A 14,288-nucleotide genomic window follows, 5' to 3' on the forward strand; every position below is an offset into this window, starting at 1 on the left:
CGGAGTATGGTTCCGGTTCTGTATCGGTAGCAGTATCGTCTTCCGCATACGAATCGGCATCTGCTTCTGCGTCCGCATCGGCATCGGCATCTGCATCAGCTTCGTCATCGGCATCAGAATCCGCATCGGCGTCTGCATCCGCATCAGAATCGGAATCGGCATCCGCATCAGCATCAGCGTCGGCGTCCGCGTCCGCATCAGCATCAGCATCGGCGTCGGCGTCGGCGTCGGCATCAGAATCCGCATCGGCGTCTGCGTCGGCATCAGAATCCGCATCGGCGTCTGCGTCTGCGTCTGCGTCTGCATCAGAATCAGAATCAGCATCTGCATCGGCATCGGCATCGGCGTCCGCATCGGAATCAGAATCAGCGTCCGCATCTGCGTCAGCGTCAGCGTCAGAATCGGCATCAGCGTCTGCATCCGCATCCGCATCCGCATCCGCATCCGCATCCGCATCCGAATCCGAATCCGAATCAGCGTCAGCATCGGCGTCGGCATCAGCATCGGAATCCGCATCCGCATCCGCATCCGCGTCGGCATCGGCATCGGCATCGGCATCGGCATCGGCATCGGCGTCGGCATCAGAATCCGCATCGGCGTCTGCGTCTGCGTCTGCGTCTGCGTCTGCATCAGAATCAGAATCGGCATCAGCATCGGCATCGGCATCGGCGTCCGCATCCGCGTCGGCATCGGCATCGGCGTCGGCATCGGCATCGGCATCGGCATCCGCATCGGCATCGGCATCGGCATCGGCATCCGCGTCGGCATCGGCATCGGCGTCGGCATCGGCATCGGCATCCGCATCCGCATCAGCATCAGAATCCGCATCGGCATCAGCGTCTGCATCGGCATCCGCATCCGCGTCGGCATCGGAATCAGAATCAGCGTCCGCATCGGCGTCGGCATCAGAATCGGAATCCGCATCTGCGTCCGCATCTGCATCAGAATCGGCATCTGCGTCAGAATCCGCATCTGCGTCGGCGTCAGAGTCCGCATCAGCGTCCGCATCGGCATCGGCGTCCGCGTCGGAGTCAGAATCCGCATCAGCGTCCGCATCTGCGTCAGCATCAGCATCAGCATCGGCATCCGCGTCGGCATCGGCATCGGCATCCGCGTCGGCATCGGCATCGGCATCCGCATCCGCGTCGGCATCAGAATCCGCATCTGCATCTGCGTCAGCGTCGGCATCAGCATCCGCATCTGCATCGGCGTCCGCATCAGCATCCGCATCTGAATCATCAATATCGAGCAGCGTTAATTCTTCCGGGGGCTCATCATCGGGGAAATCCAGGCCGATCGTTGGGTAACCCGCAGTGGGATCAACAATTTCGCCGGTAAGATCGAGCACGACGTGGGTATGTGACCCGCCGCCGCTGCCGCCTGGCTCGCCGCCAGAATTACCGGATTGCGGACCAGCTGCTGTCGCTTCCAGGGTTTGCGTCGGGTCCTGCCCGTCGGCAATAGCCTGCTGGATGGCTGCCACGTCCTGCTGCTGGGTCGCCGTGGCCTCTGCCACTAAGTGCCCTGAGCTGTCCCACTGGCTGTCACGCCCCAGATCCAGTTGTTTGCCATCCGGCAAAGATAAGGTAATTGCGCCAGCCGCTCCCGTCTGGACGTGTTCTCCTTCGAGAACGCGGTCGCCTTCGGTCAGCAAACGCTTACTGCCGTCAGGGCTGACGGCAAATACCTGCCCGATTACTGCTTTGACAATCCCGGATACGCCACTCATATATTGTCTCCCTCAATCTTTTTCTTGCCCAATTCATCCATTTCTCAGGCTTAGAATGCTAAAAGAGTATTTAATCTGTATTAGTAATATGCTGTGCAACTATGACTACAATACGCCTTTATGCACCAGATTTATTGATGCAGATACGGATCAGTGCGCTATATTAATAGATGCCATGAATAAACAGGAAACTAAAAAGATCTGTACTATCAAAATAGGGAGCCAGGGAAATATCCCCCTATTAACTGTTGATTAATCCCGGTACGCAAAAGAGGCTAAATAAGCCCCTCGTCCTCATCCGCGATTAACCCTTCCAGACCACTCAGCGAGCGACGCGCCTGTGCACGGCTGGTGAGTTTGGCCTGTGCGGCAGGCGGTAGGTCAGTAATGGTGATAACCCCTTTACTCATCAGAACCTCGATCAGATCCTCAAGCACACGCACCATCTCAAGGTCGCTTTGCCGCAGCTGATACAGCGTGGCTTCGCGGATATCACGCTGGCGCAACCACTCGTCAATCTCGGGCGTACAGAGATCGTGCTGTTCTGTCATTGCGGAAAAAGGTGTCAATTCCACCCGAATTATTCGTCTTTCCGTATCGCGTTCTACATAATACATATTCAGCCTCTGTATAACCTGTGAGGTTAATTTCCACCCAGCGTACTGGCATCAGCAAAATAGCGCCCCATTGCGCCATACAGCCCCATTTTTTCGAGGATCGCCAGTTCACCTGCCGTTTCCACTCGCTCAGCAATTAAAGGAAGATTTATCTGACGGGCGGCCCAGTAAATAGCCTCAATAAACAGTTTTTTATCGTCCTCACTGTCTATATCGCGAATATAACTGCCATCAACCTTAATCCAGGCCAGCCCCCATTGCGGCAAATTGCCGATAAGGTGGAAGCGTCCGCCAAAGTGCTGGATCCCCAGACGACACCCCAACGCCTTCAGGCGGCTGACCAGAACGTTCACTCTCTCGACATCGGGCAGCTCATTCTCATCCAGCTCAAACGTCAGCCAGGTTGCCAGCTGCGGCGCGCTTTTCAGCGGCTGCAGCAGAGCATTCAGGCTCTGGTCATCCGCGACGCTGGCCCCGCTGATGCTCAGCGCCAGCGGACGCGGTGATTTTGCCAGCTCACTTAGGGTCTGCTGAAGCATCACAATGTCCATGCGGCGGCTGAGATTGAGCCGGTGGATCCACGGCATAAAGCGCCCCGCAGGCACCAGCTCGCCCTCCGGGGTTTTAATCCGCGCGAGGATCTTATGATGCAGCACCTCACGCGCGTTGTTGCAGGCGTAGACCGGCTGCGAGAAGAGTGCGAAGGCGCCGCTCGTCAGCACCGCGTCCAGACGGGTGTACCAGCTGTGATGATCGTCTTCGCTCTCGGTGGCCGATGCGGTATCGGGCGTTGCAAAGATGCGCATTTCGGTTTCGGCTCTCGCCAGCGCCTGGTCCGCCTGGGCCAGTACTGCCTGGGGCGTATCGCCTGGGTTAAAGGGCACCATGGCAAAATGCGCCACCGGCGTCACGTCGCTCATGCCCATCTCAGACAGCGCCTTCAGCTGGGTGCTGAGGGTGTTGCGCAGATTATCAAGGTCCTGGCCCAGGATCTGCGGGGCGATAATGGCAAACTCCCCGCCGCGTACACGGGCTAAAAAACCCTCGTTGTGGAAATAGTTGCGCTGCAGACCGCTCAGGATATCCGCCACGGCTACCAGCAATTGATCGGATTTCGCCCCACCCAGACGCTGGTTGAGCCCCATCAGATCCTGCACCCGCAGCAGCATCATATGGCCAGCGGCGTTCTCTTCATCACTCAGGCGTGACTGGAGTTGCATATCAAACGCCCGGCGGTTGCTCAGACCGGTCAGGCTGTCGTGATAGGCCTCCTGACGCAGCGCTTCGGTACGCCGGGCCTGCTCGCTGAATAACACCTTGAGCTGCGTCACCATCATGTTGGTGGCGTCCACCACCCGGCGCAGTTCAGGCGTTTTCGGCAGCGCCTGTATGTTGAGAAACTCGCGGCGGCAGATGGCCATCGCCTGCCCGGCAATATAGTTAAGCGGACGCAGAATGCGGTTCAACATCAGGGTAGCCGCCAGCACAAACAGCAGGCTACAGCCGATCAGCCACAAAAAGCTGGCGACGATACTGTTCCACAGGCGGGCCAGGGCGAACATCGGATGGCTGACCACTTCGACCCGGGCGACCTGCGTCCAGCCCCGCATCACAATGGCATCCCCTTCGCCGGGGCTGAGGTTCACCAGCCGCACAAACCACTGCGGTACGCGGGTGCTCTGCGGTACGTCGCTGCGCTCGATAATCGGTTTATTGGTTTTAATATCGATCACGCGAATGCGATAGAAATAGCCGCTGTCGAAGATGGAGTTCACCATCAACTCGGTCATGGTCGGATCGTCGATATGGGTGGTCAGCGACACCCCCAGTGCCGTCGCCGCGTCCTGCGCGTGGGCGCTAAGCTGATTGCGGTACTGCTCCCGTGAGCTTTCCAGGGTAACGAAAAAGTTGCCGCAGAAAATGACGAGCGTAAATAAACAGATGCCAATCAGTAGCTGTTTATAAAGAGACATGGCCCTATCCTATTCATTAATTACAAATCCTTCTGCACGCATACGGGTGAGAAGATCCTGCCAGCGGGAGAGCCGTTTGCTGTCGCCCACGCGTTTGTTGCCGCCGGACTGCGGCAGCCATAGCCCTTCGCCGTTAAACGCGTAGACCGGAAGCAGGTCGGTACGCTGTGTAGCAGGCAAGATGGCGGTTTTCAGGTTATCCAGAACCAGTGGGATCGCCGTGGGGGTGGAATACCATGTCACCACCATGTGCGCCTGATTCAGTTCGAGTGCTTTAACATAGGTAATACGTAACTGGTTCGCCGGCACGCCCATTTCGCGCAGGGTGAAATATTTCGCCAGCGCAAAGTCCTCGCAGTCCCCTGCCCCCTGACGTAAAAACTCAATTGGCGTTGCCCAGTAATCCTGCTGCTTCCAGACGACGATATCATCGCGAAACGCCATCCGGGCGTTAAAAAACTGGTTAACCCGGTTTAACGTGTCATGGATCGTGCCCTGCGACGGCTGTTTAAGCAACGCGGCCCACTCATCAATCCGCTGCCGGGCGGCGGGGGTAGCCGGGCCATACAGCCGTTCGGTACGGGTGCTGATAGCGCTGAAATCCCACCCGGCGCCGAGCCCGGGAGAGATAACCAGCAGCAGCACCAGCCAGAGCGACAGCCAGCGTCGATAGCTCGCCAGAAGAGAAGGAGGAAGCCGCATGGCGTTAACTTACTTCTCGCCTGACCGGACCAGCCAGCGCTTACGGTACGCGACATAGCCGGAAAGGTAGTGCTCAACGTCGTCGATTCGCACACGATAGCTGTGGTGACGAATAAAAAAGCTGCCGACGATGCGTGGCGGGTTTTTAAAGAACATTGCCAGTTCCGGCCAGAAAAAGCCGTTTGCCAGATAGCGGGCGCGGCTCTCCAGCGCCTGGTTGAACACCGTCATGTCGAAGCCCGCCAGCAGATGTTTATGGGGCGATGCCTCAAGCCGCGCGATCATCCGTGAGGCCGCCATCATTAACTCAAGCAGCGTAGGATAAGTGGTGACGCGGTTCTGAACGAAGTCGAGATGATCGCGCACGTTATCCAGCCCAAACTGGTAATAGCGCTCCAGCGGCCGATAGATCGTCAGCTCGTTGACGCAGTAGCTGAGCCAGTGATCGTGCGCCTGCCAGTGCTTCTGTTGGATAAAGTGCTCCATCGCCCGTTCGACCATTGCCAGCCAGCGCGGCGCTTTGGTCAGCCCGTAAAGACGCATCAGCGCAAAGGCGGCTTCCCCGTCGTAATAGATAATGCGGTGCGCCGCCTTCAGGGACAGATCCCCTGCGTGCAACACATGGACAAAGCCGCCCGTCTGCGGATCCTGCATAAAGCCGATCCCGTTCGCCAGCCGCGCCATCGGTTCCAGATATCGCTCATCGCCGGTCAGCTCGCTGTATTTCGCCATCGCCAGAATACACACCGCATTGCCGCCAAGCTTGATCTCATCCCCGGTATCGACCAGGAAATCGGCGTCGCTGCCGTCCGGCAGCCTGTAAGTACGGATAAAGCTGGCGCAGAGGTCGTTGAGCGCCCGCTCGATTGCCGCGAACTGTTCAGGCTGCTGCGTCACTTCCCAGCCTTCGAGCAGTGCATAGGTGGAGCTGGCGTGGCGCAAGGCGTTATAGGTGGGAATAGCGCGGTCGAAACAGGGGAACCAGCCGTACTGATAGCGCCCGGAAGGGGTAATCTGGCGGGCAAGATAGTCGGTGGCGGAGGCGATCATCGGCTCAAGCGCCGTCGCCTGCCAGTCGGGTAGCTGGCGGTAGCCGCTGTTACGTCCGGTCGATTCGATGGGCAGCACCTGCTCGCCGCCGCAAAAGAGCGCCCGGGTGGTGAAGCGCCAGAGCGTCTGGTCAGGCTGCTCCGGCCAGCTCAGTACGGCGCCGAAGCGGCGGCGGGAAAAATGGGCCAGATTAGTGGCATTGGGCGTGGCAACGCCGTGATCGCCGTGATAGAGCAGCGCGTTGGCCGCGATCTCCTGCTCCAGCATCGCGTAGCGAAACGCCGGATCCAGGCTGATGCCAAAGCGAAAATAGTTGCGTTTGGTTTTGGCTAAGCGGGCTTGCAGGTTATCCCAGCGCAGAGCCTGCACCTGATCCACAAGGTCAACGCGCAGCCAGCAAACTTCCGTCCCACTCTTTTGCTGCCACTGCAGCAGCGCCTTTACACCCTGCTGCCAGGCGTGATCGAAGGTGTCGCCACAGCCCTGCACAACATGCGCACGGCTTTGACCATCGGAAGCACTAAAAAAGATCGCCCAGGCGGGGCAGATCGGTGGTTTGGGCGCGACGTCCAGCAATTCCATCGCCGGGCGGATTTGCGCCAGTAATTGGCTGAGCGGCATTTTTACTCCTGATAACGCCTGAGGAAACCCTGTCAGAATAATCCTAACCAGATAATACCATTATGTGTGACAAGTTGTGTATTCTGTATGTCTATTGTTTCTTCCGGGGCGGTGGTGTGAGTCGATGTTTCGCGGTATGGAGCCTGCTGCTAATCAGCGTTTTCGCTTACGCTGAGACGCCGCTGCTGTGGAACCAGCCGGCCTCCCGACAGCACTGCCCGACCGGCGACGATGCCGTGTGGGTACACTACCCTGAAGGCAACGCCTGTATGCGCTATTTCAGCGCAGGCAATCTGCAGGCCGCCCCGCTGGCGGTGGTGATGCTGAAAGGCGACCGCGTCTCGCAGATAAAGCGCCCACCCGCCACCATCCCGGGGAATACCGCCGCCGACCAACGCCGTCAGGCCCGGGCCATCCTACGCCAGACCGGGTTGCCGACCATCATTCTCGCCCGCCCCGGCACCTACGGTTCCAGCGGTAACCATTACCACCGTCGTCAGGCGGAAGAGTTCCAGGCTATCGATGCCGCCCTCAATGCTATCAAGGCCCGCTACGGTATTCAGCGCTTTATTCTCAGCGGACACAGCGGAGGTGCCACCGCCGCCTCGGCGCTGTTGACTACCGGTCGACGGGACATCGACTGCGCGGTGCTGAGCTCCGGTGCCTGGGGGCTGCTGGAGCGGGCGCAGCGCATGCGCCTGCAGCGTGGCGAAGCCCCGGCGCCTGCACTGGACGGCACCGGCCTTCCTCACCCGTGGGATCCCCTCGATCACGTCAGTGGGATCGCCGCCGATCCCTTCCGGTTGATCCTGGTGATCGGCAACCCGCAGGATCGCAATACGCCGTTCGATCTGCAGGCGCGATTCGCGGATGCGCTGCGGGAACATGGCCACCGGGTAGAACTGCTCGAACGCCCCGCCAGACCGCCGGAATATCATGATTTGACGGGAAATGCGGCAATCAACGCCATTCGCCTTTGTCCGCTACGCGGATAAGCCCAAAAAAGCAGAAATAAAAATATGAGCCAGAAACCGCCCCGCCAGCCACGCGCTGAGACGCAAGCACCGGGATGGACCGCTGCCGAACTCGAAAAACTACCCGGTAGCATCTGGTACAATCGCCCGGATGCAGGCTGGTGCGCCACTGACATTGTCCTTTTTCATGATAAGGCGCAGCCTGGCCATCCCTGCCTCTTTGTCGCCATCGATCCCGACACCTGGCGTAAGGGCTCCGGCAACACCGGTATTTACGCTGGCTGGGATGACACTCATCTTTCGCTTTCCCGCCACGCCTCTCGTTACTGCGGGGCCATCGTCCAGCGCAAGGTTGACGGTCTGCCTCCGGACTTTCCTCAGCTGGTGGTGGGCAACAGCTATCAGGCCCTGCTTTGGCTTGCAGAAGAAGCCCGGCGGCGGCTGGACGGCAAGCTGGTGGCGATCACCGGTACGGTAGGCAAAACCTCGACCAAAGAGATGCTGAACAGCATTCTGGCAAACCACATGTCGGTAGTGGCGAGCCGCGGGAACCACAACACCCGCACAGGTGCCTCCATCACGCTGGCGCGTGCAGTCTGCAATCCGCAGGCGGTGGTAATGGAAGTGGCGATCTCTGCTCTGTGGATGCGCAACGGTGGGATCGGCCCGCGCATTAAGCCGCATATCGTCATTATCACCGAAATCGGCATTACCCAGGTGGGCAGGAGCGTGACCTCTCTCGATGATGTGGCCCGCTTTAAAGCGCGCATCAGTCACGGACTTATTCCGGGTGGCTATGCCATTTTAAACCGTGATATGGCCGGATATAACACTGTGGCTGCCAGCGTTACCCGCGACGGTGCCCGCATCATCAGCTACGGGTTTGATGCCGACGCCGACGTGCGGATCACGGCATTTACCCAGGATGCCAACGGCAGCCTGATCACACTCAACGTCCACCAGCAGAGCCTGAGTTACCGGCTGACCGTGCCGGGCAAAGGCGCCGCGCTTAACTCGGTGGCCTCGCTTATCGCCGCCGACCTGCTTGGAGTGAGCCTGGCGGAGATCGTTACCAGCCTTGAAGCCTGGCGCAGCGATGGTCAGCACATGGGCATTACCGCGCTGCCGCTGCAGGGCGGCGGGGCTGTCACTCTGATTGATGACAGCTATAACGCCGAATACCTGTCGATGCTCAACGCGTTTGAGGTGGCCGCCCAGCGTGCGCAGGAAGACGGTGGCCGGGTGATCGCCCTGCTGGGGCGGATCATCAACCTCGGGGATCACTCCGCCGCCATCCACCGCTCGCTGGCGCAGCCCCTGCTGGCGGCCAGCTGCCAGCAGGCATTTCTGCACGGTGACGAGATGCGTACCCTGCACGACGCCCTGCCGGAAGAGGTTCGCGGCGGCCATTTCAGCACCGCAGAGGCGCTGGTGGAGGCCGCTGCGCCGACGTTGCGCGACGGTGATATCGTGCTGGTCAAAGGGAGCGTGCGTAATTCCGACTTCAGGCGGGTTGTCGGCCTGTTGAAGCGCCGACTTACCGCGTCGCCAGCCCTGGCAAAAGGGCAAACCGCCCGTCTGCTGATGAATCTTACCACCGGCGAAACCCGGCTGTCTGAGCAGGGCGACAGCGCGTTTGCCCCCACGTACTTGAGCCAGCTGCTGCTGGCCGTCTGCCTGGCAGAACGTCTGCTGGCGAAAAAAATAACCCTTGAGACGCCTGTTGAGATGCACGGCATCGCCGCCCATGTTCTGCAGGGCAATCCGGCTCTTGGCCTGCAACGGGGGAGCACGGCAACCGTGAAATCGCTGGTGCAGGGGATGCTCATCCACAACGCCTGCGACGCCGCCATTCATCTGGCGGAAACGCTGGCAGGCAGTAGCGCGGAGGCGTTGAAGGCGCTGCGCAGCCTTGTTGACCAGCTGGAGATGCGCCACACCCATATCAATAACGTCTCCGGTCGTCCCCGCCCCGGCCAGCGCACCACGCTTACGGATATCGCCAGGCTGATGCACCATTTTCAGCTGCGCTACCCGCATTGGCTTACGTGGCTGGGTGAGCACGAGGCGGCTATAGGCGAGCGGGTGTACCGTAAAAGCGGCAACCTGCACAGCAACGGCAGCGCATGGGGACAATTCTGCGCCGGACGCTGGGGCGTTGCGCTGCAGTGGATCGCAGGCGAACTCTGGCTGGCCTGCACTGCCGGGGCAGATGATGCCTTTCATCTCGACTATCTGCTGGATGGGCTCCTGGCCGGAGTGGATGGCGCAGAGCCCGCACCGGTGCCCGTCGAACGGCACATCGACAAACCTGTGGCGACCCTCACCTTGTTGGGCGATACCTATTTTGGCGAGTGGTATACCCGCAAGCGACAGGCGCGGGGTTTGGATGATGCCCTGCAACGTTACGGCTACGATCACAGCTTTCTGGGCATCGCCCCCCTGCTGCGCGGTAGCGACTTCACTCTTGCCAACTTTGAGGCGGCCCTCGCCACCGATCTGCGCGCCAGTCTGGAAGGCCGAAAGCCGTTCTGCCTGACCGGGGAACCGGTCGCCTCGGTTACCGCCCTGCGTAAACAGGGTATCGACGCGGTGGCCCTTGGCAATAATCACGCCATGGATGCCGGACTGCCGGGGCTGGACAGCACCCTGGCGGCGTTTGGCGACGGCGGCATTGCCTGCATCGGCGCCGGACGCAATGCGCAGCAGGCCCACGCTCCGCTGGTGCTGACGGTGGGCGGCAGACAGTACAAGATTTTCAGCGCCTACTGGTACCGGCGCTATATGGAGCAGGATTGCGCCTTTTATGCCCGCCCACGTCGGGCAGGGGTCGCCTGCCTGAGCGGCGGCCTGGCTGAACAGCTGCGTCTGGAGAAAGCACGCCCCCGGCCAGCCACCACTATCGTGCTCGCTCACTGGGGGCTAGATTACCAGGGGACAACGGCGGGACAGCGGGCGCTGGCGCAGCGTCTCTGCGAGGCCGGAGCCGACCTGATTATCGGCTCCGGGCCGCACATGGCAGGCGAGGCGGTAAAACTGGGCAAAAGTCTGGTGATCTACAGCATCGGCAACGGGGTGTTTAACAGTAACGGTGAATACCAGTCGCGAGGCGTGCCGCCGTATGGCTTTGTCGTCCGCCTGCTGCTCGGCGCCCCGCAACCGCAGATCGTGCTTCTGCCGATCCTGACCGACAATAAACAGACCTTCTGGCAGCCCCGCCCGGTGACCGGGGCGGAATTTGCGGATCTGATCGCGCAGCTGACCGCGCAGGGCATGCCCATTACCCGGGAAGAGGCGTCCGATGCGGGCTGGCGCGCCGTCAGTGAGAAGGGTGAATGCAGGCTGATCATGCCGCTGGCTCAGCTGGCCGGGAGGTAAGCAGAATTTTTAAGCGATACAACTACCTGAATTAAAATTCCCGATTACATTTAAAAGACGTCACTCCGCTGTGCGACAGAGTCAGGACAAACTGATGAGCGTGCCACTGCAAAAAATGCCCCGCTGCGGGGTGGTATTGTTAACGCTGCTTCTGAGCGTAAGCGGTTGTGCTAGCCATGATAAGAATCCCAGCCGGGCGCGCGTAGCGCCGAAATATGTTCGCCCTGCGCCTGTGCAGCCCGCATATAGCGCACCTGAATCGTTCCTGAACACGCCAGAAGCGCCCCCTGCGCCGCCCGTAAAAGTAAAAAAACGGCCTCAGGTTAAAGCCGCAGAACCGCCCGCGCCCCGGGTCGTGCCGGTGCTGGATAACTCGTTGCCGGAGCAGATCTGGCAACCTGCGATCACCCGTCAGACCAGCCTGGAGCTGAAATCATGACGGAACGCGCTCTCGGTGAACTGGAAAACCGGGCCGATATTAAGCGCCCTACGCTGCCGCTGTGGCAAAACGCGGTGGTTATTCTCCTCACCCTCACCTACCTTATCTGCGAGCTGGCCTTTAACTCGCGCCTGCTCGATCTGGTGGGAAGTCTCTCTACCCCCGACGATATCCACAATATGGAGCGCTATGGTCGGGCCCTAACCGCCATCGCCGCCGCGCTGCTGGTATTCCAGCTGGTGCTGGCGTGCAACGCCTGGCTGAAAAAACGCGACATTGTGTTTCCCGCTCCCTGGGTGGCAGGCATGGTGTTCTCGCTCTGTCTGCTCACCGGCGTGGTGACATGGCAAACGGTGGAGTGGGTTATTGAGCGCCAGGTTGCCCAAAGCACCGGCGAGTTTCGCCAGAAGTCGATGCTGGCGCAGCTCTATCAGCACTCCTTAATTGACGGGCACCAGACGCTGGCGGGGATCCCGCTTGATGACGATGGCAGTCAGCGCGAAACCTGGACCAGTCCATCCGGAAAAGCGTTTCTGGCGATGCTGCCGCTGCTTATGAGCTCGGTCAGCCGCTATCACGAACTGCTTGAGCGGGAGGCGGCACAAAACCTGCGCGACAGCATCAGCGTTCAGGAGGGCGGGCTCCTCGGCTATTACAAACTCTGGCTGGCCGCGCGCGCGGACATTTATAACGACTATCTCGGCTATAACAGCGATACCCGGAAAAATGGGCTTTATCATGGGGTGACAATCCCGGCCCGCCTCGACTGGGAGACGTTTTTCATGCTGGAACCGGTACAGAAAAGGCTGCGGGAAAAGCTGGCCCTGCCGCTGCAAACCCGGGTGCAGCCTGAATATCCGAAAGAGGACGCCCTGAAACAGTTCGCCCTGGCGCTGCAGGCTCCCCATCTTGACTACGCCGTGCAACACCAACTCCCCCGCCTGCAGGCTGCGCTGACCAGCTACGGTGCAGGCGGAGCAAATGAAAAACGGGGCGAGGATGCGGCGCGGGCGGTGATTGTGCCTCCCATTGCACTGATGTTCTCCCTGCTCGGCGCCCTCACTCACCTGGCAAAACTGCTCTATCTGCTGCTTCTCCCGTTAAGTGCCGCCCTGCTCTCTGTCACCTCCTGGCGGCCCGTTCGCCTGCTCAACCGCCATCCGCTGATCTTCCCGGTGCTGTTAATCTGCCTGCTGCTCGGCCTGTGCAGCGTGACGAACAATAGCATTACGGCTTCTCCGGCCTATCAGTCGCTGCGGCACGCATTGCAGGGAGCGGAAGTGGCGATCACCAATACCCCCTCATCCCTTAGCGGCGGCACGCTGTTGCGGGCGATCCATACGGTCAGCATCGGGCAGAGTTACAGCTATCCATTAAATCACGCCTTACGCCAGAACGTGCTGCTCGGCTTTGATTTTGGATATGAAAGACCTCATGAATAGCCTCTTAATGCGGATAAAAATAGCCTCCTGTTTTAGCGATTTTACCGGTTATTTTTTGCTCGAAAGTAGTGTTAGCAGTTAAGATATATCAGTGCTACATTACGCCGCCCAACGCCAACTGCCGTTTTTTCAGACTCCGGGCATGTACGGTTTCAGCCATGAACCAATACGATTACCGCGGGTCTTATTAACATTCCGGCGTAGCGCCAGTCTGGGGCTACCAACATACTCTTCACAAAGGTCGTTTTATCTTGTCTCAATGCAAATTCACGCGCACGCTTCTGCATCCGCGTTACTGGTTTACGTGGTTTGGTCTGGGCCTCCTGTGGCTGCTCGTGCAATTACCTTATCCGGCGCTGCGCTGTCTGGGTGCCGGTCTCGGAAGCCTCTCGCGTCGTTTTCTGAAGCGCCGTGAATCTATCGCGCGCAGAAACCTCGAACTCTGTTTTCCGGCGCTCTCCCCTGCAGAGCGCGATCATCTCATTAGTGAAAATTTTAAATCTATCGGCATGGCGTTACTGGAAACGGGGATGGCCTGGTTCTGGCCGGACTCGCGGGTACGTAAGTGGTTTGACGTTGAAGGCCTGGAAAATTTGCAGCGCGCGCAGGCAAAAAACTGCGGGGTGATGGTGATCGGCGTTCACTTTACGTCGCTGGAGCTGGGTGGCCGGGTGATGGGGTTGTGCCAGCCGATGATGGCTACTTATCGTCCGCACAATAGCGCCCTGATGGAGTGGGTGCAGACGTGCGGGCGCATGCGTTCAAATAAGGCGATGATCAGCCGCAATAATTTACGTGGGCTGGTTAGCGCCCTGAAAAAAGGCGAAGCGGTCTGGTTTGCTCCGGACCAGGACTATGGCCGCAATGGCAGCAGCTTCGCCCCCTTCTTCGCGGTAAAGGAGGTGGCAACCACTAACGGCACATTTGTGATTCACCGTCTTTCAAAGTCGGTGATGCTGACGGTTACCATGGTCAGAAAAGACGATAAAAGCGGTTATCGCCTGTTTATCATGCCGGAGATGGAGAACTATCCCCAGGAAGAGGCGGCCGCCGCGGCTTACATCAACAGGGTGATCGAGAGCGAGATCATGCGTGCGCCGGAACAGTATTTATGGGTGCATCGCCGTTTTAAAACGCGTCCTGTGGGGCACGCTTCCCTCTATCTTTAACCCCGTCGAAGGTTAGTTTCTTTTAGAAACTAACCTTTTCAATCACCTGTAATCACTTAGGTTTATCGTTAGCAGGCTATCTTGCTGAAGGACAATTTATTACCTGCCGAAATTAAACTGTCGCCGTTCCACGACACTCGTAAGTCGTGGAAATTATTTAGAAAAATGCCTCTTGTCACTCCCGAAATTTAAGC

The 14,288-nt window shown here is 59.1% G+C and carries 10 protein-coding genes; 5 read left to right on the forward strand and 5 right to left on the reverse strand.

The genetic code is table 11. The annotated features are described in order from the left end of the window. From C3406_RS19550 to C3406_RS19570, 5 genes are all read right to left on the reverse strand, one after another. Nucleotides 1-1,729: retention module-containing protein (locus C3406_RS19550; RefSeq protein ID WP_146052665.1), on the reverse strand; the 1,729-nt coding region annotated here is incomplete at its 3' end. A gap of 275 nt (nucleotides 1,730-2,004) precedes the next feature. After that, entirely contained in the window at nucleotides 2,005-2,304 is a 300-nt protein-coding gene (locus C3406_RS19555) for a tryptophan synthase subunit beta (protein ID WP_236560462.1), read from the reverse strand. A gap of 68 nt (nucleotides 2,305-2,372) precedes the next feature. Further along, a complete protein-coding gene (gene lapD, locus C3406_RS19560) occupies nucleotides 2,373-4,319 on the reverse strand; it encodes a cyclic di-GMP receptor LapD (RefSeq protein WP_103824703.1) in 1,947 nt (648 codons plus the stop codon). Between the two features lie 9 nt (nucleotides 4,320-4,328). Continuing rightward, a complete protein-coding gene (gene lapG, locus C3406_RS19565) occupies nucleotides 4,329-5,021 on the reverse strand; it encodes a cysteine protease LapG (RefSeq protein WP_103824702.1) in 693 nt (230 codons plus the stop codon). Nucleotides 5,022-5,030: 9 nt separating this feature from the next. Further along, nucleotides 5,031-6,692, reverse strand: coding sequence for a Mur ligase (locus C3406_RS19570; protein ID WP_103824701.1), 1,662 nt, complete (start codon nucleotides 6,690-6,692; stop codon nucleotides 5,031-5,033). 116 nt (nucleotides 6,693-6,808) lie between these two features. Here C3406_RS19570 and C3406_RS19575 point away from each other — a divergent pair, with 116 nt between their 5' ends. The 5 genes from C3406_RS19575 to lpxP all read left to right on the forward strand — a co-directional run bounded on the left by C3406_RS19575 (nucleotide 6,809) and on the right by lpxP (nucleotide 14,094). Next, nucleotides 6,809-7,687 carry an alpha/beta hydrolase family protein gene (locus tag C3406_RS19575; RefSeq protein WP_233210578.1) on the forward strand — a complete coding sequence of 293 codons (879 nt, stop codon included), beginning with the start codon at nucleotides 6,809-6,811 and terminating at the stop codon, nucleotides 7,685-7,687. A gap of 24 nt (nucleotides 7,688-7,711) precedes the next feature. Then, the gene (locus C3406_RS19580; protein WP_103824700.1) at nucleotides 7,712-11,044 is read left to right on the forward strand and encodes a CapA family protein; all 3,333 of its coding nucleotides are present in this window, start codon (nucleotides 7,712-7,714) and stop codon (nucleotides 11,042-11,044) included. A gap of 94 nt (nucleotides 11,045-11,138) precedes the next feature. Then, a complete protein-coding gene (locus C3406_RS19585; protein WP_103824699.1) occupies nucleotides 11,139-11,483 on the forward strand; it encodes a hypothetical protein in 345 nt (114 codons plus the stop codon). Beyond that, complete coding sequence (locus C3406_RS19590; protein WP_103824698.1) at nucleotides 11,480-12,925, forward strand: hypothetical protein; 1,446 nt, start codon at nucleotides 11,480-11,482, stop codon at nucleotides 12,923-12,925. The genes C3406_RS19585 and C3406_RS19590 overlap by 4 nt, the downstream gene beginning before the upstream one ends. A 248-nt stretch (nucleotides 12,926-13,173) precedes the next feature. Further along, nucleotides 13,174-14,094: a kdo(2)-lipid IV(A) palmitoleoyltransferase gene (gene lpxP, locus C3406_RS19595; protein WP_103824697.1), complete on the forward strand. Its 921-nt coding sequence runs from the start codon at nucleotides 13,174-13,176 to the stop codon at nucleotides 14,092-14,094. The last annotated feature ends 194 nt before the right edge of the window (nucleotides 14,095-14,288 follow it).

It is taken from the genome of Leclercia sp. LSNIH8, from assembly GCF_002920195.1.
Taxonomy (GTDB): domain Bacteria; phylum Pseudomonadota; class Gammaproteobacteria; order Enterobacterales; family Enterobacteriaceae; genus Enterobacter.

Coding starts and splice junctions, on each gene's coding strand:
- lapD (WP_103824703.1), bottom strand. CDS start 4,319: ATGTCTCTTTATAAACAGCTACTGATTGGCATCTGTTTATTTACGCTC.
- lapG (WP_103824702.1), bottom strand. CDS start 5,021: ATGCGGCTTCCTCCTTCTCTTCTGGCGAGCTATCGACGCTGGCTGTCG.
- C3406_RS19570 (WP_103824701.1), bottom strand. CDS start 6,692: ATGCCGCTCAGCCAATTACTGGCGCAAATCCGCCCGGCGATGGAATTG.
- C3406_RS19580 (WP_103824700.1), top strand. CDS start 7,712: ATGAGCCAGAAACCGCCCCGCCAGCCACGCGCTGAGACGCAAGCACCG.
- C3406_RS19585 (WP_103824699.1), top strand. CDS start 11,139: ATGAGCGTGCCACTGCAAAAAATGCCCCGCTGCGGGGTGGTATTGTTA.
- C3406_RS19590 (WP_103824698.1), top strand. CDS start 11,480: ATGACGGAACGCGCTCTCGGTGAACTGGAAAACCGGGCCGATATTAAG.